The organism is Pseudomonas fungipugnans, from assembly GCF_029955235.1.
Lineage (GTDB): Bacteria > Pseudomonadota > Gammaproteobacteria > Pseudomonadales > Pseudomonadaceae > Aquipseudomonas > Aquipseudomonas fungipugnans.
In genome coordinates this window covers 1,067,449-1,085,470 of sequence record NZ_JARBWL010000001.1, presented here as the reverse complement: position 1 = coordinate 1,085,470, position 18,022 = coordinate 1,067,449, and the positions used below count along the sequence as shown (strand labels likewise).

Annotated in this window: 8 protein-coding genes (1 of these 8 cut by a window edge); 4 read left to right on the top strand and 4 right to left on the bottom strand. The window is 57.8% G+C overall.

What is annotated here, in order from left to right; all coding sequences use genetic code 11:
• Window positions 1-46: 46 nt before the first annotated feature.
• The 4 genes from POF45_RS04280 to POF45_RS04265 form a co-directional block, all read right to left on the bottom strand.
• Entirely contained in the window at window positions 47-1,012 is a 966-nt protein-coding gene (locus POF45_RS04280; protein ID WP_282315169.1) for a 2-hydroxyacid dehydrogenase, read from the bottom strand.
• A 248-nt stretch (window positions 1,013-1,260) separates the two neighbouring features.
• Window positions 1,261-1,785 carry a cysteine hydrolase family protein gene (locus POF45_RS04275; RefSeq protein ID WP_282315168.1) on the bottom strand — a complete coding sequence of 175 codons (525 nt, stop codon included), beginning with the start codon at window positions 1,783-1,785 and terminating at the stop codon, window positions 1,261-1,263.
• Window positions 1,786-1,971: 186 nt separating this feature from the next.
• A complete protein-coding gene (locus tag POF45_RS04270; RefSeq protein ID WP_282315167.1) occupies window positions 1,972-2,589 on the bottom strand; it encodes a TetR/AcrR family transcriptional regulator in 618 nt (205 codons plus the stop codon).
• Between the two features lie 30 nt (window positions 2,590-2,619).
• The gene (locus POF45_RS04265) at window positions 2,620-3,000 is read right to left on the bottom strand and encodes a tautomerase family protein (protein WP_282315166.1); all 381 of its coding nucleotides are present in this window, start codon (window positions 2,998-3,000) and stop codon (window positions 2,620-2,622) included.
• A gap of 1,281 nt (window positions 3,001-4,281) precedes the next feature.
• Here POF45_RS04265 and POF45_RS04260 point away from each other — a divergent pair.
• The 4 genes from POF45_RS04260 to POF45_RS04245 all read left to right on the top strand — a co-directional run.
• Window positions 4,282-5,145 (top strand): helix-turn-helix transcriptional regulator, encoded by an 864-nt coding sequence (locus tag POF45_RS04260; RefSeq protein ID WP_259494698.1) that lies wholly within the window; start codon window positions 4,282-4,284, stop codon window positions 5,143-5,145.
• A gap of 292 nt (window positions 5,146-5,437) precedes the next feature.
• Entirely contained in the window at window positions 5,438-5,884 is a 447-nt protein-coding gene (locus tag POF45_RS04255; protein ID WP_282315165.1) for a hypothetical protein, read from the top strand.
• A gap of 254 nt (window positions 5,885-6,138) precedes the next feature.
• Complete coding sequence (locus POF45_RS04250) at window positions 6,139-7,887, top strand: fatty acyl-AMP ligase (protein ID WP_259494694.1); 1,749 nt, start codon at window positions 6,139-6,141, stop codon at window positions 7,885-7,887.
• Between the two features lie 157 nt (window positions 7,888-8,044).
• Window positions 8,045-18,022, top strand: the 5' portion of a protein-coding gene (locus POF45_RS04245) for an SDR family NAD(P)-dependent oxidoreductase (protein ID WP_282315164.1). Its footprint extends 720 nt past the window's final position; the window shows 9,978 of its 10,698 coding nt (coding positions 1-9,978); it begins with the start codon at window positions 8,045-8,047; the stop codon falls past the right edge of the window.

Below are 18,022 nucleotides of genomic sequence, written 5' to 3'. Positions count from 1 at the left end.
GCCCGCTCCCACAGGATTTTGGGGTGTCAGCAAGATTTGTAGTGTGTCAGGTGGAGCGGCCTGGCACCGGCATCGGCAACGCAATCGGCGTCAGCACCGGGTTGCCGGAAAAGAACGCCGCCAGGTTTTTGCCCACCAGCTCAACGGTGCCCTGGGTCGCTTCCGGCGACAACCCGGCGACGTGCGGTGTGAGGATGACGTTGGTCAGGCTCTTGAGCGCTTCCGGCACCTTGGGCTCGGCATCGAACACATCCAGTGCGGCGCCGCCGATGCGGCGTTGTTCCAGCGCGGTGATCAAGTCGGCGGTGACCACTACGCTGGCCCGGGCGATATTCACCAGAAAACCTTTAGGCCCCAGCGCGTCCAGCACCTGGCGGTTGATCAGGTGCTGGGTGCCGAGCCCGCCCGGCGTGGCGACGACCAGAAAATCCGAGGCCCTGGCCAGCTCCGTGGGGGTCGAGCAGTAGTCGTATGGCACGTCGCTGCGATGCTGGCGGTTGTGGTAACACACACTCATGTCAAAACCGTCGGCCGCCCGCTTGGCGATGGCCATGCCGACCGCGCCGAGACCGAGAATCCCCAGGCGTTTGCCAGCCAGGGAAGGGCGCATGATTTTAGGCCATTCACCGCGACGGACAGCGGCGTCGGCCCGGGGAATGTCGCGCACCAGTGACAACAGCAACGCCATCGCGTGATCGGCCACCGAAGATGCATTGACCCCGGCGCCATTGGTCACGGTGATGTGCCGGTCGCTGGCGGCTTGCAGGTCGACGTGTTCGTAACCGGCGCCGATCACGCAAATGATTTTGAGTGCGGGCAGGGCCGCGATCTCATCGGCGTACAACCCCAGCGGACCACGCGTCAACACGGCGTCGATGCGCGCACCATGGGTGGCGATGGCCTGGGCGCGTTCGGCAGGGGTTGGCGCCAGGATCAGGTGAAAGCCCTGATGTTCGAGAATCGGCAGGTAGTCGTTGATGGTTTCAACCAGTACCAGAACGGTTGCGGTCATGCCGGGGCTCCTGTGGGCTTCGGATGGTCGGGCTCTATGTCGTTGCAGATTGCTGATTCCAGAGCGGTTTGGCAATGGCCAACTCTGGACAGTGTAGGAGCTTGCACGGCCTCTATGCCTGCCGGTAAAGATCTACACTGCAAAACCCTGTGGGAGCGAGCTTGCTCGCGATAGCGGCGTGTCAGTCAACATATGAGTCAACTGCCACTGCGCCATCGCGAGCAAGCTCGCTCCCACAGATTATGTATTTAAAACTGGATATCGGCGGTGTTGATGATCCTGGCGAACGCACCATTCAACGTCGCATTGTGGTGTTCGATAATCGCCGAGGCCGCCAGCACCGGCGTGTCCATGCAGGTATGCGCATCAGCCACCAGCAGCGGTTTGAGCCCCAGATCCGCAGCTGCCCGGCAAGTGCTGTCGATGCAGTATTGGGTTTTCATGCCGACGATCAGCAGCTCATCGACCCCGCCCGAGCGCAGGTGCTGCGCCAGCGAAGTGCCATGGAAGGCGTTGGGTCTGGTCTTGTTGAACAGGATGTCGATATCGCCATCCAGCTCAAGCTCGGGCAACAACTGCCAGAAGGGACTGCCAGCGGCAATCGGCGACCCGTCGGGGCCGGTGTGGCGGACGGCATGAATCGGTACGTTGCGTTCCCGGGCCTGTTGGATGAGCCGGCGAATATTGCCCAGCACCCGCTCGCCGTCGTGGGGTTTGTCCGGGCCGTGGAACAGGCCGACCTGCATATCGATGATCAGAAGCGCTGATGGCATGGTGTTTCTCCTGGGTGTCGTACACAACGTGCCGAACGGAGGGGAGAAACAACAAGGCCCCGTCCATTGCTGGCGGGGCCTTGGGTTCACTGCGCTGTGTTTACCCCAGCCAGCCACCACACGACCCGCCGGTAGCGGTCGTGGTGGTGCGGGTGAGGTTCAGCGCAGGGATCTTCATGTGGCCGATCATGCTGGCGCCGGGCCGGGCTTGTCAACGGCCTTTTCGGCGGTCAGAAACTTCAACGCCGCCGCCAGGATTTCATCGGACAGTGGCTCGCCCTGAGTGGCGCGGGCCAGGGTCAGGGCACCGACCATCAACGAAAATTGCACCAGCGCCTGTTGTCGATCCTGCGCGGCATCGCCGGTCTGCATCAACGAGCCGAAGGTCTGCAGCAGTCGGTCCAGGCCCTCGTTGAACGTCTGGCGCAAACCGCTACCAGCCGCTTCGTGGCACATGTCCCCGGCGAAGGCGACCACCGGGCAGCTCGCGCCGGGATTGTCGCGGCTGGCTGCCGACAGATAGGGTTCGATCAAGGCGCGGCGGGCGCTGTTCTTGTCTGCGCTTTCGGCGATCCAGGCATTCCAGCGCTCACCTGATTGCTGGAACGCCCGGCCACCGGCTTCCCGCGCCAGGGCTTCCTTGGACTCGAAATGCCCGTAGAACCCGCCGTGGGTCAGTCCGGCGGCGGCCATCACATCAATTACGCTGATCCCGTGCAGCCCCCGCTCACGGAACAGCCGCGTGGCGGCATCGACGATGGTTTCGCGATTGAGGTCGGCTTGTGCGCGGGAGACTCGGGGCATGATCGTGGCTCGCAGGTAGAGAAGGGGGCATCAGGCGTATTGGGCGATGCCGTTGCCGAATGACCAGTTTTCCTTTTTCACTTCCACCAGGCTGATGAATACGTCTTCAAGGCGCACCGCCAGTTCCGTATGCAGGCTGTCGGCGATGGTTTTGTAGAGCAGTTTTTTCTGCTCGGTGGTGCGGCCTTCGTTCAACGTGATCTGGATGATCACCAGATTGTCTGTTCGATTAATGCCCAAATACTCGGTGTCGAAGATGAAATGTTCTTCATCGTGCTCGGCCAGTATCTGGAAATTATCGTGTTCCGGCACACCGATGGCGTTGTGCATGGCGGCATAGATCAACTGACCGACGCGTTTGGCGTAGGTGGGGTCTTGATGCTTTTTGATGTCGACGCGAACCAGTGGCATAGGAATGACTCCGGGTGGAAGGCAGGTTCATTCAAAATACATGATGGTGAACCTTTATCAAGTCGAGATTGGCATGGACCGATGAGTTGTCCGCCAGCGAAGGGGGCTTCACTGACACGGAACAAGCGACCGTTCTTGGCCGCTTGCTGAACGCGGTCCAACGTTTGAATGCGGATGTTCGAACGCTGGCTGGCGCTGTGCAGTCTGCCACGTCACCAGAAATGTTCACGACATCGTAGGTATGGCCATTGTATTGGTATTGTTCAAGTGTCTTGCAGCGTCGACCGCTGGGTGCATCTGGCCCCGACCGCCTTGCATCCGTACAGCGTGTCTCGGCTGGCGCGACGTGCGCACCGCTCTGCGCTCTGTGGACCCCGGTGAGCACTAATAAAATAGCGCTAGCGTCGGGTATTGATTTGCCTTGGAATGGGAATGACCAATTGTTAAGGAAGTATGATGACTTCAAGTAAGCGTTACTTGCTCTGATTAAGCGTTGCGCAGCGATATGAGTGAGGTTTGAAGGGGCACATTAGTAGCGAGGGAGAGTATGCGGTAAATCACGCAAGGCCTCCGTTGACGGGTAGTTACTTGGCTTGCTTCAAATGGGAGCGTCGCAGCTCTGCGCAGGTTGAATTTTTTTGCGTGTCAAGAATAGTTTAATTTGTCGCGTGAGGAAAATGTAAAATAGTGTGTCTCCTTGTAGGACGCGTGCGTAGGCAGATGTGGCTTTTTTCTCAAAATATAGGCCTGTCAGTGACAAAATGCACCGCGCATTGCGTGTTAGCATTCAATAGTCAGGAGAGAGAAGTGCAGTAGATTTGCACTTGTAGAGCGGCTGGATAGAGCAGGCTCAAGAGAGAGGGGCGCAGGCGTATCTTCTTGCGCAATGGTACTTGATGATTAGAGGGTGTCTGGCATTTTATGTAATGGCGGTAGGGCTGAAGGGTCATGGCGATATGATATCACTTAATGTTGTCCTAATGTCTCCTCACTAGAACTGTCAATACGCGCTGATGTTTAATCAGGCTCCCCTGTCAGGCACCTTGCCTGCATTTCTGAAGGGGCGGGGATTTGCAGTTGCTTGTGTGTTTGATGTTCATGGCGTCAAGGTTTTTTGGTTGATAAGAGCTATTGTACTAATTTTGAGTGGGCGGGAGAGCAGGTAAATACTTGACCTGGGCGGCTAATGCATTGTAAAAAAATAATATGCGGAAATGATGTTGGCATGCTGAGGTGGCATGGCAGCATAGGAATGCTGTACAAGTTCGGGATTAAAATGATATGCAAGGTGCTAACACGCTTGATCAGAAGATATCTCCGTGTCGATGGTGCATTCCTGCTTTTCAGTCATTATCTACCTCTGTAGAGGGGGTTTATATTCTGACGAGAGGAGGGCTGACAATCCGAGATGTTAACGTAATAAGGTGTGTTGAGGCGGGTGAGCTTCTCTTTGTCAGACGAGGAAGTTATCTGGTCAGCACCGGTGAGCATCGAAGTGAATTGCTATGGATTCCCTTATCGGAGCAGTTTTTGCAGAGTTTTATCCAGCGTTTTGGTGCATTGCTCGGTGAGGTTGAGCGCAGAGATAAATGCGGGGGAAACATTATTGTCTTTGCGAGCAATCCATTACTCGTAGATTGTGTGAAAAGCATGAAAACCCTGCTTGCACATGAACATCCTCCGATGCTGGCATCCTTGAAGGTGGAGGAATTGTTGATGTTGTTTGTCTTCGGCCCTCAAGGAGCCGAATTAATGTCGTTACTGCGTCAGCAGAGCAACAGGCATGTCGAACGCTTGCAGCAATTTATGGAACAGTATTTCTTGAAAGAGTGGCGGCTCAGTCAGTTTTCCAGGGAGTTTGGCATGGGGCTGACGACCTTCAAGGAGTTGTTCGGGGTTGTGTATGGCGTTTCTCCAAGGGCCTGGATCAGCGAGAGGCGTATTTTGCATGCTCATCATTTGCTCCTTAATAGCGAGCTGAGCATCGCGGACATAGCCATGGCAAGTGGCTTCTCCAGTCAATCGTACTTCACTCAAAGTTATCGGCGACGGTTCGGTTGTACGCCAAGTCGATCCCGGCAGGGTAAAGAGTCGGTGCTGAAGTACGCAAGCATGATCTCCATCCGTCTGAAAGAGCCGGCGTGATGAATGCTTGAGCGATCTTGCGGAGCCGATTTGTCTGGAGTCGCCAGTCAGGATCGAGAGCGTGGTGGTGCTGTTTATTTTTGTTGGAAATTGATAAAAAATCGCCGTTTTCTATAAGTTTTTAGATTTTATTTTTGATACGGTCTGTCTATTGATTATTAGATCGCATCAGCGACGATTTATAGGAAATGTCTAAGCGTATTTGCCTTGAGTAGCCGTGTCATTACAGCTGTCAAGTGTCAATTTGCATAGATTTATGAAATATGCAGGGATGTAATTTCAGGAGTTCACTATGAATATCCATCTGCTCAGTGTTTATCTGGACGGGGTTTTGTCCTTGTCGATGATGCATCGAAATGGAATCGAGGTATTTTCTCTGCGCCACCATGCGCATTGCGTCCTGATTGCGGCACAGGTGGCCTGGAAGTGGCAGCGTGGACTGATTCAGCGCTATTTCATGGGGGTCCGCTTACCCGTTTGCTGCTCCAGTTCGCAACACTCTACTCATAAGGCTATCAACGCCTTGTCAATGAATATGACGATAGACCATGAATGCGCGAGTGCAAGGCTTGCCATGGGTATCGCTCTGCGCAGTACATTTTTCGATCCCGTACCTGCCAAAGTCTGTTCCTCAGGCGCGCACTTTACTTCGACCTCAAAAAAAATCGGCGACTCATTCAAGTCTGATCGAGTGTTGGTCAATGGGGCGAAGTTTGTGTTGTGGCAATGTTTGCATTGACTATGCCAGGCGTCACCCACTTTCGTTGTTAATAAAGTAAGCAGGCTGCTTATGGCACTGACTGCCTGAAAGTTCCTGCTTATGGCGAAAATTAATTAATGATTTGAACTTGTCGTTGTGACGGGGAATGGGCCGAAGCGCTCATTGCACGGAACAGATGATGACCGGTGTATGTCTGCTCATACATCGTTTGCGATGACGGTCATGTGTGTTGGAAATATCTACTTAACAGTTGCCTGGGTGGGATGAAACTTATGAGTTCGATCATTGAAAAACTTTGCGAGCGTGCCAGAACTTCTCCTTCGCAGAGGGCATTCGAGTTTCTGTCGTCCAAGGGCGTGTCGGAGCAAGTTCTGGATTACGCCGAGCTGAAGCGCTCTGCAAGTCGCGTGGCCGCCATGCTCAAGTCTGCTGGAGCGGTTGCCGGCGAGCGTATTCTGATTCTCTGTCAGCCTGGACCTGAGTACGTCACTGCTTTTTTTGGCTGCCTGTATGCAGGGACAGTGGCTGTGCCTTTGTTTCCGCCGCGTAACCGTCTGCATGTCTCTCGGGTTGTCAGCATTTTGAAGGACGCCCAGGCGTCCTTGTTGCTCTGCAATACCAAGGGAGTGGGGCGTTACGGGGCTTTTTTTTCCGAGATGGGCGTCCCTGACTCTGCATTGCTGACGATTGATGCAAGCGAGCGCTACGTTGATGAGTTGCCGGAGCCTGCAGTTCAACTTCCGCAAAACACGGCATTCCTGCAATACACTTCTGGCAGCACGGGAAATCCGAAGGGAGTGATGGTTTCCAATCAAAATATTCAACACAACCTGGGGATGCTCAACGAATGGTTAGGGGGGAAGCCTGGCGAGATCATGGTCAGCTGGCTACCGCCTTACCACGACATGGGATTGATCGCGGGCCTACTGGCCCCCGTCATGGGCGGTTATCCGTGCGTATTGATGCCACCGGAAACCTTTGCCCATAGCCCTTTTGTCTGGCTGGATGCGATCAGTCGATATCGGGCGACGATTAGCGGAGCTCCCAATTTTGCCTACAGCATGTGCTGCCAGCGAATAACCAATGAGCATCTATCTACGTTGGATCTTGCCAGTTGGCGGCATGCTTTCAACGGTGCCGAACCGGTCAGGGCGCGCACCATGGCTGAGTTCTCTGCACGTTTTGCTGCCAGCGGTTTTGATCTGCGAGCCTTTGCACCGTGTTACGGGTTGGCTGAAAGCACGTTGATCGTTACCGGCTATGCCGGTGAGAAGCAGCCCTCGAGCCTCCTGGTCGACAGGCAGATCCTGCAGGATGAAAAACACGCCATCATCAATCAACAACTCGATACATCGCGGGTGCAAGACAGTCCAGTGTGGCGCTCACTGGTCAGTGTCGGGCCGGTCATTGGCCAACAACGCTTGCTGATCGTCGATCCTGACACGGGCTTGCCATCAGCCGAGCGCTGTGTCGGCGAGATCTGCGTATCGGGGCCAAGCGTTGCCGCTGGGTATTGGCAGCAGGAACAGGCCACCAGTCACGCCTTTTACTCAGTCAAGGATGATACGGGACGGGTTTATCTGCGTTCCGGTGATCTCGGGTTCCTGCACGAAGGGGAGTTGTACGTGACCGGTCGCCTGAAGGACATGATCATCATTGCAGGGCGCAATTTCTATTCGGAAGACATCGAGCAGTCGGTTGTGACAAGCCAGTCCAAAGTGGTCGCCAACGGCTGCGCGGCATTCGTCAGCGAACATGACATTCAGGAAAACCTGGTGATTGTCGCCGAGCTTGAGCGCACTCAGCGTCACGGCAACCTGCAGGACGTCATGATCGATATCCAGAAAGAAGTCTGGATGAAGCACGAAATCAATCCGCAAGCCGTGGTGCTGGTATCTCCCGGCCAGGTGCCACGTACCTCCAGCGGCAAGGTCCGCCGCAAAGCCTGTCGCCAGGCCTGGGAAAACGGCGAACTCAAGGTGCTCGATCAGTGGGCGCGGGAGCCTTCGATGGCTGACTGAGTTCTCGCCAGGAGGCTGTTACCTCAAAACCGGAATCAAAGGTCTCGTTAACCCTGCCGCTGGATGAAGCCTGATTGGCTCATCCCGATGGTATAGGGGGCCTGTGCCCGGCATAAATTTCAACCTCTCATTATTTGAATAACTTTCGGGTGGCACTATGAATACACCAGCTTTTTTTTCCGAGAGCGAGAAGGCCGGCGGTCCCCAGACGGACTTTCAGGACATCGCAATCATCGGTATCTCCGGTCGTTATCCCATGGCCGAAAATCTTGATGAGTTCTGGCGCAACCTCGCGTCAGGTCGCGACTGTGTATCCAGGCTGCCCGACGACCGATGGCAGGCTGGGCATCCGCAGCTCGGTAGCATGGGCGACATCCAGGGCGGTTTCTTGAAGGATGCCGATTGCTTCGATTCTCTGTTCTTCAACATCACCCCGAGAGAAGCCGCCAAGCTTGATCCACAGGAGCGCCTTTTCGTGCAGTGCGCTTACGCGGCCATTGAAGACGCCGGCTACACCCGCAAGACGTTGGGCAAGTCTGCGTCCAGTCGCCATGCAGGGCAAAGCCGGGTGGGAGTCTTTGCCGGCGCTATGTACCAGGAGTATCAATTCTACGGTATTGAAGCTTCACTGATCAGTGATAGCACGGCATCGGGCGGTGTGGCCGCATCGATTGCCAACCGGGTGAGTTTCTTCTGCGGTTTCAATGGTCCCAGTCTGACGCTCGACACCATGTGTTCGTCCTCGATCACTGCCATCCACCTGGCTTGCCAGAGTCTGCATCTGCAGGAGTGTGAGGTGGCGCTGGCCGGAGGCGTCAATCTTTCTCTGCACCCCAATAAGTACCGATTGCTCAGGGACAACAAATTCCTTTCGCACAAGGGCCGTTGCCGCAGTTTCGCCAGCGGTGGGGATGGCTACATTCCCAGTGAAGGGGTCGGGGTCGTGGTGCTCAAGCCCCTAGCCACGGCGTTACTCGATGGCGACCAGATCCACGGTGTCATCAAGGCCAGTGTGATCAACCACGGCGGTCACTCCAGTGGTTATTACGTACCCAACGCCGAGCAGCAATCGGCATTGATCAAAGAGGCCATCGACAAGGCTGGTATCGATCCCCGGCACATTCAGTATGTCGAAGCCCACGGCACCGGCACACCGGTCGGCGACCCGGTAGAGCTAAAAGGACTGTGCACGGCTTTTGGCGCTTATACCCAGGACAAACAGTTCTGTGCGATCGGCTCGGTCAAATCGAACATCGGCCATTCCGAAAGCGCCGCCGGTGTCGCTGCGCTCAGTAAAATCGTGCTGCAGATGAAGCACGGGCAACTGGCGCCTTCGTTGTATGCCGATGAAACCAATCCTGACCTCAACTTCCGCGACTCTCCGTTCTATGTGCAACGCGACCTGGAAGCATGGTCGCGTGAAACCGATGAACAGGGCCATGAACGCCCACGTATGGCCAGTCTGTCTTCCTACGGTGCAGGTGGCTCCAATGCTCACCTGATCATCGCCGAATACCTGCCGCCGCCAAGGGGTGCTAAAGCACCACCGCAAGTGGCTCCAGTGCTGTTGTTATCTGCCCCCAATCAGGCGGCCTTGAAGCTGCAGGCCAGGCAACTCCTGCAATTTTTCCAGGCCGGTGGAGTTGCCCGCTCCCAGACATTGATTGATTGTGCCTATACCCTGCAAGTGGGCCGGGAGGCCTTTGATTGGCGTCTCGGTTTCGTGGCCATGGATGTGGCAGCCGCTATTGTTTCACTGGAGCGGTTCCTTGAGGCACCTGATGAGCCGGCTGCGCACATCTTGCATGGCCGGATAGGTCGATCGGCAGTTTCGATGGATATCGAAGCCGGTGCTGACCCTCAGCAATGTCTGCGTGCCTGGATTGAAGGTGCGGATATCGACTGGGCAAAACTGTATGGCGATGTACGCCCGGTCCGCGTCAGCCTGCCGACTTATCCGTTTTCCCGGAACAAACTCTGGTTGAAAACCGATACCCGCCTTTCACCTCTGAAGGATGAACATGGCGCCCACCCTTTGCTCGGTCAGCATCAGCCTGGAACATCGACATTTACGTCGACGTTCAGCGGCCAGGAAGGTTTTCTGGCGGACCACCAAGTCGACGGCAACCCGATATTGCCTGCCGTGGCCTACCTGGAGATGGCCAGAGCGGCCCATGAGGCGTTGAGCCCTCATGAGGTGTCTCTGAGCCTGCACAAACTTATGTGGTCCAGGCCGGCGCAAGTGATAAATGCTGTACTCGATATGCGTATCAGCCTGAGCGCCAACGATAGCGTTACTCCCTCATTCGTCATCGAAAGCACCGATGCTTCGGGTCACTACCTGACGTGCGCCAGGGGCACGATCGGCAAGTTGGAGGAGCCAGCGCCACCCGTACTCGATGTGCAGGCATTCATTGCCCGGCATTGCCAGAAACGGTACGAGGGAGCCGACTGTTATCGCCATTTCACGAACATCGGCCTGGACTACGGACGTAGCCATCAGACCATTGAATACCTGCACGCAGGCGCACACCACGTCGTTGCCAGGCTGAGCCTGGCGCAGTTCGATACCCACTACCAACTCCACCCTTCGATGGCTGATGGCGCGTTCCAGGCCATCATCGGATTTTATCTGGGGGTCGACCGCAGTGTCGGACTACCCGTGCCTTTTGCGCTGGAGCGGGTCGATCTGCATCGAGCCTGTTCATCTGAAATGTGGTGCATTGTCTCGCGTTCGAAACAAGGTGATGGCAAGGTCTTCGATATTCAGTTACTCGACGTTGAAGGGCGTCTGTGCGCCTTGTTCAACGCGTTGACGATCAAGGATTTCTCGGCGGCGAAACGTGTTGCGGCCAACACAGCGCCGGCCACCGTGGCCTCGGGTACGAATGTGTCCTTGGCGGTCGAGTGGCGCCCGCGTCAATGGACCGCGACGCCGGCACCTGTGCCTTCAAAGGTATTGCAGATCGGCACGCAAGACGGAATCGAAACAGAACTGTCGCGCCTCTTGCCACAGCGCGTGTACGCGGATCACCGGGAACTGGGCAGCCGCGAATCATGTGAGCGCCTGCTGACCCGTGCAGGGGAGTTCGATGAAATTCTGTGGGTTGCGCCGACGTCTGGAGCCGACCTGATTCAAGCCCAGGAAACAGGATTGTTGAGTCTGTTCCGACTGATCAAGACGCTGCTGTCGCAAGGCCGCCATACGCGTCAGTTGTCATTGACGCTGGTCACTTCCCAGGCCCAGTCGGTATTTGAGGCTGAGCCGGTCTTTGCAGCTCATGCCTCTGTACACGGGTTGGTGGGGGCGCTTGCCAAGGAGATGCGCAAATGGCGTTTTCGAATGATCGATCTGGACGGGACTTGCCCTTGGCCGCTTGAGCAACTGCTGGCATTGCCCTTTGATGCGAAGGGTGAAACCTGGGCCTGGCGCGCAGGCCAGTGGTATCAGCAGTGCCTGATGGCATGCCATGAACCGTTGGTGAAGGAGGCTCAGGCTTTTCGTCGGCACGGGGTATACGTGATCCTCGGTGGTGCCGGCGGTATCGGCAAGGTCCTGAGTCGTTACCTGATCGAGCACTACGACGCCAATGTCATCTGGCTCGGCAGGCGCAGTCTGGAGCAGGGCGTCGCTGCGCAGCTGGACAGCTTCAGCGACCTGTCACATCCACCGATCTACTTTCAGGCCGACGCCACCGACGCGGCGGCTCTTGCCCAGGCTCACAGGCAGATCAAACAACGCTTTGCACACATTCATGGCGTGATCAATTCCGCCATTGTGCTGCAAGACCAGAGCGTTTTGACCATGGATGAACAAACGTTCGCTCTGGTGCTGGGCACCAAGGTCGCCAGCAGCGTCAACATAGCCGCGGTGTTCGGCAACGAACAGCTCGACTTCATGTTGTTTTTCTCCTCGCTGGTGGCCTTCCTCAAGACTGCAGGGCAGAGCAATTACGCGGCGGGTTCGGTGTTCCAGGACACGTTCGCCCACCACTTGCGCAGTGTTTGCCGGTTCCCGGTCAAGATCATGAACTGGGGCTATTGGGAGGCGTTCGGCGCGGGTGCTTCCGAGCACTATCGTCAACGCATGGCCAGCATCGGCGTTGCCGGCATTGATACCGCCGATGGCGTCGCGGCTGTCGAATTTCTACTACGCAGTTCGCTTTCGCAACTGGGTTTTATTCACATGCTGGAGTTCACCAATCTGAGTATCGTGCCGGGCATGGTTTTGGACCGGGCGTTGGAAATCGCTGATCAGCACACGTCAGTCAGCGATGTGAAGGGCGTACTGGCTCGTGCAGCGCAACAGATGCAGGCTCTGATACCGCAGAACTTCGATGCGGCCATTGGTGCAACACCGAAGGTGGCAGCCTCGACTGCGGCATTACCCGTCGAAGCGGGCAGGGTGCAGGCACAACGGTCTGTGAAAGACGCCGGCGAACCGCTGCCTGATTTACGCAGCAAGGCGCTGGCCCATATGGCGGCACTGGTCAGCGAAGCCCTGCAAGTACCCCTTGATGAGTTGGATGTCAGTACACCACTGGTGCGCTACGGCGTCGACTCGATCTCGGCGGTGTACATTACCAATGCCCTGGGCGAGGTGTTTGGCAGCGTCGATGGCACCTTGTTGTTCGACCTGCAGACGATCGAAGAACTGGCCGACCATTTTCTGTCTGTTCAGCCGCAGGTTTACGCGGACTTTTTCGCCACCGTGGTGGCCGATGACTCTGCGCCCAGCATGGGCCAACCTGCTGTCTTGGCCGGCGAAGACTTGCGAATCGCCATCGTCCTGCGCATGCGTACCGTGGTCAGCAATGCGCTGGAGGTTGCGCTCGATGAACTGGATGACAGCACGCCGCTGGTGCGCTATGGGGTCGATTCGATTTCGGCGGTGTACATCACCAATGCGTTGGGCGAATTGTTCGGCACTGTCGACAGCAGTCTGCTGTTCGATGTCCAGACCATCGATGAACTGGCAGATTACTTCCTCACATACGAATCCGACGCCTGCGCCGAGCTGGTCGGGGCAGGCACCGGCGTGGTTGGGGCAGACAATGCTCAAGGCTCCTCCCTGGGCTTGACACCGCCATTGGTATCAGCGCCGAAACAGGCTACAGCTGTGGAGCCGCAACTACCGATGCTGGCGATCAACCGCGACGACGACATCGCAATTGTCGGCATGGCAGGTCGTTATCCGCAGGCGCTCGATCTCCCTGCGTTCTGGCATAACTTGCTCAACGGTGTGCACTGCATCGAAGAAATTCCCGCACAGCGCTGGGACTGGCGCACCGGCTTTAGCGACGACCCTGAATTGATCGGCGGCTGTTACACGCGTTGGGGCGGTTTCATCGCGGGGCATGACGAATTCGATCCGGTCTTTTTCCATATTTCCCCGGCTGAAGCCGAACTGATGGACCCGCAGGAGCGACTGATTCTGCAGCACACCTATGCCTGCATCGAGGACGCGGGGTACACCCCCAAGGCGCTCTCCAGCGGCGGTGAAGTCGGCGTGTTTGTCGGCGTCATGAACAGCGACTATCCGCTGGTTTCACGCTATTGGTCGATCGCCAATCGGGTGTCCTACGTTTTTGATTTTCGAGGTCCGAGCATTGCACTGGACACGGCCTGTTCCTCGTCCCTGACGGCGCTGCACATGGCTGCCGAAAGCATTCGTGGCGGCAGCTGTGCCAGTGCTCTGGTGGGCGGGGTCAACCTGATCACCGACCCGGTGCACCTCTCCAGCCTGTCCTATATGCAGATGCTCTCCCACGGCAATGCCTGCCGTGCCTTTGGTGATCAGGCGGACGGCTTCGTCGCCAGTGAAGGGGTGGGCGTGGTTATGCTCAAGTCCCTGGGGCAGGCCCGGCGCGAAGGCGACCATATTTACGGTGTGATCAAGGGCAGCATGATCGGTGCCGGTGGGCGGACATCGGGCTATACGGTGCCGAGCCCGCGATCGCAGTCCCAGGTCATGGTTCAGGCACTCGAACGTGCCGGCATCGCTGCACAGGATGTCAGCTACATCGAGGCCCATGGAACTGGAACAGCACTGGGTGACCCGATTGAAATCAAGGGACTGGTCGGCGCATACGCGGCGCCGGCAGGGTCTGAGCAGACATGCGCGCTGGGGTCGGTGAAGTCCAACATCGGCCATGCGGAAAGTGCCGCCGGTATGGCTGGCCTGAGCAAGATATTGCTGCAAATGAAGCACGGCATGCTGGCGCCAACCCTGCATGCACAACCGGGCAACCCACGTATCGATTTCAGCCAGACGCCGTTGCGTCTCGTGCAGACGGCTCAAGTCTGGGAACGGCGGATCAAGCACCAGGACGGACACACCTGGCTGATGCCGCGTATTGCCGGTCTTTCTTCTTTCGGTGCAGGAGGGGCCAATGCTCACCTGTTGATCGCCGAGGATGATCAACGTCATGAGTCAACACCTTGCCCAATGGCGAGTGCGATTGTGCTGTCGGCGCAAAGTCTCGGGCAACTGCATCAACGTATTGATGATCTGTTGCAGCATCTGCACAACGAAAAGCTCGAAGACACCCATCTTGCTCGTCTGGCATTCACCCTGCAGACCGGGCGCGAGACCCTGGAGTGGCGGTTGGGGTTCATCGTCCGCGATATGGCCCATCTGAGCCAGTGCCTGCGCCAGTTACTGGACAGCGACTGGTCGCAACTGAGCTGGCTGGCGAGCGACAACTCTGTACCACGCAGCAAGCCGACATTGCCGCCAGTCAATGGCGAAACGCCCTGGTCCGGCGCTGCACTACAACAACGGATCGACAACTGGGTGCAGGGTGACCCCATGGATTGGGCGCCGTGCCATGCTCGGCAACCACAACGCCTGAGCCTGCCCGGTTATCCGTTTCGTCGTGACCGCTATTGGCTTGCGCCGAGTCATGATCTGCGCCGTCTGACGCCAACAGCGGACGGGCGTTTGCCTTCTCCCGTCAGCGACAGTCAGGCGCTGGAGCCGCGTCCAAAGCAACCGGTATTGACCTACCGGGAAGTCTGGCAGCCACAGGAACGGCAAGGGCATAGCCCGCAAGCGATTGTCCGGCGCGTCCTTTGCCTGGTTGACCATGCCGCGCACGGCCTGGCACTCGGCCCGGTTATAGAGCAGGCGCATCCGGGGTGTGAGGTGGTGTTCCTGCTCTGCGAGGGTGACGCATCCGGGCTGGGCAATGCTGTGGCTGTTGTCCGTGATGACCTTGAGGGGTTTACCGCAGCCTTTGAGCAGGTGCGTCAACGCATGTCCCAGGTGGACATCTGCTACCACGCACTGGGTGCCTGCGATATCTATTACTGCGAGCGTTATCAGGGGCTGCTGTACAGCCTCCAGGCCATCATGGCGGCACGGTTGCCGGTAGGTCGGCTGTTGTTGCTGGCCCGTTATCCTCAACCAAGAATGCAGGCCCAGGTCGAGAGCTGGCTGGGGTTTGTTCGCTCGCTGCCCATGGTCATGCCACAGACGCGGGTCAGTTTGCTGGCATGCCAGGACAATCACAGCACAGGCGCCTTGTCGCTGCCTGACTGGTTCGCCCTTCATGTGTTGCCAGAGGCGCTGGCCGGTGGTGATGAAAGCGTGTTCTATCGCGATGGCATGCGTCATGTGGCTGTCATCGAGGCCTTGACGCTGACCGACAGCCCTCTGATCGCGCAGGCGGGTAAGACCTGGTTCATCACCGGCGGGATGGGCGCGCTGGCGCAGTTGCTATGGCGTCGTCTGCATGCGCAGGGGGCCAATCTGGTTCTCGCCGGGCGTTCGGCGCTGACACCGGACCAGGCCAGAGACATTGGGGCACTGGACCGCGGTATCGGACGCCTGTTTTACGTGCAGGCTGATGTCAGCGACGAAATCAGCTTGCGTCGTGCGGTACAGCAAGCCAAGGCCCGCTTCGGGCAGATTCACGGTGTTATCCACGCGGCGGGAGCGGCTCCGACCACGACGCTGGAGGCAATTGATCTGGCGGACTTCCAGCGCGTACTGGCGGCCAAGGTCGAAGGAACGCGTGCGCTGTTGCGTGTCTTTGAACCCGAAGCACTGTCCTGGCATGTGCAGTTCTCGTCCTCGTCGGCGATTCTGGGGGATTTTGGTTCTTGCAGTTATGCCGTGGCCAACCGGTACCAGAGCGCGTTCGCCCAGGCCAGGAATGACGACAGCTCGACGCGCCATATCGTCATCAACTGGCCGTTGTGGCGCGATGGGGCAATGGGGCTCAACAGTCGCCGCGAGGAGCGCTTTTATCTGGACGGCAGCGGCCAGGACTATCTGGAAACCAGCGACGCTCTGGCGCTGTTCGAGCAGATTCTCGCGACAGCTGTGCCTCAGGCGATTGTTCTGGTGGGTAGCAACAACCCATTGCAGCGTCGTCTATCGGGCCACACTCCGGTAGTGCAGGACGTGCCGGGCGTGATCGAAGCGGTTCAACCGTCGTCGGCCGCGGTCGATGCGCAGCAGGTGCGTCAATGGGTACTTGAGGCCATCGAAGAGCAGCTGAAGCTGCCGGCGGAGCGCATCAGGACGAGTTTGAACTGGACAGAGATGGGCTTCGATTCGATCAAGCTGGCTCAATTGGGCAAGCAGTTGTCTCAACGATTGGGGTGCAACCTGACACCCGCAACGTTTTTCGGCAACCCGAGCGCCGATGACCTGATTGCTTTCCTGGCGCGCACCTTGACGACACAAAGTGCGCCTGTCGAAGCCGTCGTGAAGCCGCCAGCGGCACCGATGAACACATCCGGCGCCTATGAGCCGATTGCGATCGTCGGTGTCAGCGGCCGTTTCCCGGGGGCCGATTCAGTCGATCAGTTATGGGAGAACTGGGCCGAAGGTACATCCGCCATTCAGGCGGCCTCGGCATGCCGTGGTTTGCGGGCAGACAGCGCCGGTTTTGCTTCACAGTCCAGGCTCTACGGGGGCTTTATCGATGATGTGGAGGCGTTCGACCCGCTGTTCTTCGAGCTGTCGCCCCAGGAAGCAGCGGTCATCGATCCGCAACAGCGTCTGTTTCTGCAAGCCGCCTGGCATGCGTTCGAGGACGCCGGTTATCTGGGCGCCTCGATCCGTGGCAGCCAGTGCGGTGTGTTTGTAGGTGCCGAAGAGAGCTTCTATGGCGAGCAACTGGCCCACGAGGGGCGGATCAATGCCAACCGCAATGCCACCCTGTCAGCGCGGATTGCCTACGCGTTGGACCTCAACGGTCCCAACTACAGCCTGACCGCTTCCTGCTCCTCCGGGCTGGTGGCGATCCACCAGGCGTGTCGTGCTTTGCATAACCGTGAATGCACCATGGCACTGGCCGGTGGCGTCAGCCTGATGGTGTCCTCACGGGAGCTTGGGGTATTGGCCGATGTCATGCCGCTGGCACAGGAACCGGCGTGCCGGGTTTTCGATCAGGGCGCCAGCGGACTGGTTCCGGCCGAAGCCGTGGCCGCCGTGGTGCTCAAGCCATTGAGTCAGGCACTGGCCGACGGCGACCAGGTTTACGGCGTGATTCGCAGCAGTGTGGTCAATTACGACGGTCGTACCAATGGCATTCTGGCGCCGAATCCCGTTCGCCAGGCCGAACTCTTTGCCCAGGCACTGACCACCGCAGGGGTTGAGTCCGGGCAGATCCAGTTGGTGCTGGCCCACAGCATCGGCATGCAACTGGGCGATCCGGTCGAAGTGCAGGCCTTGCAGCAGGTGTTCGGCACAGACCGCGCCGTGCCCTGTGCGTTGAGTTCGATCAAACCACTGGTGGGCCATAGTTTCGCGGCCTCGGGGATCGTGGATCTGTTGGCCATGTTGATGGCTATGCGTCATGCATCTAAGCCCGCCTTGCAGGGCTTGCGCCAGGTCAACGAATACATCGGGTTCGATCGGTCCGGTATTGCTCCGGTACTCAGTCGACAACCCTGGCAGGTGGCGCCAGGGGAGCTTCGACGCGGTCTGATCAGCACCACGGGGATCAATGGTTCCAACGCCTGTCTCTTGATAGAAGAAGCACCGCAACGTTGTGAGACCACATCCACACCCGCCGATATGGCGCACCTGATACTGCTTTCAGCCCCGGATGCCGGGCGCCTGGCGAACCTTGCAAAGGGGTTGCTGCTGCAGGTCACGGATAACCCTTCGCTGCAAATC

What these genes read in the sequence shown, in the direction of transcription:
- POF45_RS04270 (WP_282315167.1), bottom strand. Translation starts at nt 2,589, where the DNA reads ATGCCCCGAGTCTCCCGCGCACAAGCCGACCTCAATCGCGAAACCATC.
- POF45_RS04255 (WP_282315165.1), top strand. Translation starts at nt 5,438, where the DNA reads ATGAATATCCATCTGCTCAGTGTTTATCTGGACGGGGTTTTGTCCTTG.
- POF45_RS04265 (WP_282315166.1), bottom strand. Translation starts at nt 3,000, where the DNA reads ATGCCACTGGTTCGCGTCGACATCAAAAAGCATCAAGACCCCACCTAC.
- POF45_RS04250 (WP_259494694.1), top strand. Translation starts at nt 6,139, where the DNA reads ATGAGTTCGATCATTGAAAAACTTTGCGAGCGTGCCAGAACTTCTCCT.
- POF45_RS04280 (WP_282315169.1), bottom strand. Translation starts at nt 1,012, where the DNA reads ATGACCGCAACCGTTCTGGTACTGGTTGAAACCATCAACGACTACCTG.
- POF45_RS04260 (WP_259494698.1), top strand. Translation starts at nt 4,282, where the DNA reads ATGCAAGGTGCTAACACGCTTGATCAGAAGATATCTCCGTGTCGATGG.
- POF45_RS04275 (WP_282315168.1), bottom strand. Translation starts at nt 1,785, where the DNA reads ATGCCATCAGCGCTTCTGATCATCGATATGCAGGTCGGCCTGTTCCAC.